Raw genomic sequence first — 1,347 nt, forward strand, 5'->3', positions numbered from 1 at the left:
TGGAGGTATGGCCGGGCATCTGGCCTCTGTGGCCCGTGAATACCGCTTGCCCGCGCTCTTCAGCCTGCCCGATGCCCGCCTTTTGCTCGACAATGCCGGGGAAGTCACGCTGGATGCGGCCCGTTGTGCCGTCTTTGCCGGGCGGCAACCACAGCTTGTATCCAGCGAGGCGGAGCCGCCCAACCTCATGGCCGGCAGCCCGGTGCATCAGCGCCTTCAGGCCATGAGTCAGCTTATGGTTCCCCTCAACCTGCTGCACCCGGACGCGCCGGAATTTGTGCCCGCGCAGTGCCGCACCCTGCACGACATCACCCGTTTCTGCCATGAAAAATCCGTTCGCCTCATGTTTGAAGAAGAGGAAGCGGGCGTCAACAGACGCATGGGCAAGCAGTTGCGCGCCGGGGCCAAGCTGCAATACTGGATTGTGGACATGGGTGGCGGTTTCAGTCGCCGAGTCCCCGGGCCTGTGGTGGATCTGGATCTCATTGCCAGTGCGCCCATGCTTGCCCTCTGGGACGGCATGGTGGCGGTGCCGTGGGCAGGGCCTCCGGCCACCAGCGCTTCGGGTTTCATGACTGTCATGCTTGAAAGTGCCATGAATCCGGAGCTTGAAAGCACGGCGCCAAATTCTATGGCAAACAAAAATTTCTTTATTATATCTGATAATTACATGGTATTGCAGGCCCGTTACGGCTACCATTTCTGCACGGTGGAATCTCTGGCGGGTGAGGAAAGCCACGAAAATTTCGTGAGCTTCCAGTTCAAGGGCGGGGCTGCCGATCGCAAACGGCGGCAGTTGCGCGCCCGCATGGTGGCGGATCTTCTGGAGCATCACGGCTTTCGCGCGGACGTGAAGGACGACTCGGTGTTTGCCGTGGCCGAAGGCTATGATGCTGCCGAAACCCTGATGCGTACCCGTCTGCTCGGCTATCTGCTTATCCACACACGCCAGGTTGATATGATCATGCTGGATACGGATCGGGCCAAGGCCCTCAAAGACAAGATGGCCGCGGATATGGACAGCCTGAAAGACAGGCCGCTGAAAGACGCTTCCAGTTAGAGCATTTTAACTTTGAAAAAGTGTAGATGCTCTAGAGCAGATTAACTTTGAGAATATACATTCTCAAAGTTTAAGGCACGCTCACTTCGGCGTTTAACCGCGCAGATAAACTGCGCTTACGCCTCCGTAGGAACGGCTGCATGAAAGTGCAGCGCGCCTCTCGGTAGTGTCCAGAATTTTTCGCACATTTTGTAGCTACCATGTGGTGTCAGGTCTGGCGCTGTCTTGAAGCTGGCGCGTGCTTTGCGAGCGGGACGCTAAGTGGCGATCCCGCGCTGCAATGCCCG

Annotated in this window: 1 protein-coding gene; it reads left to right on the forward strand. The window is 57.8% G+C overall.

Features of this window, described 5'->3' with window-relative positions:
* Positions 1 to 1,060: PEP-utilizing enzyme (locus V6C16_RS13380; protein WP_333543452.1), on the forward strand; the 1,060-nt coding region annotated here is incomplete at its 5' end.
* Between the last annotated feature and the right edge of the window lie 287 nt (positions 1,061 to 1,347).

The sequence above is a fragment of the Desulfovibrio sp. 1188_IL3213 genome, from assembly GCF_036763145.1.
GTDB lineage: Bacteria > Desulfobacterota > Desulfovibrionia > Desulfovibrionales > Desulfovibrionaceae > Desulfovibrio.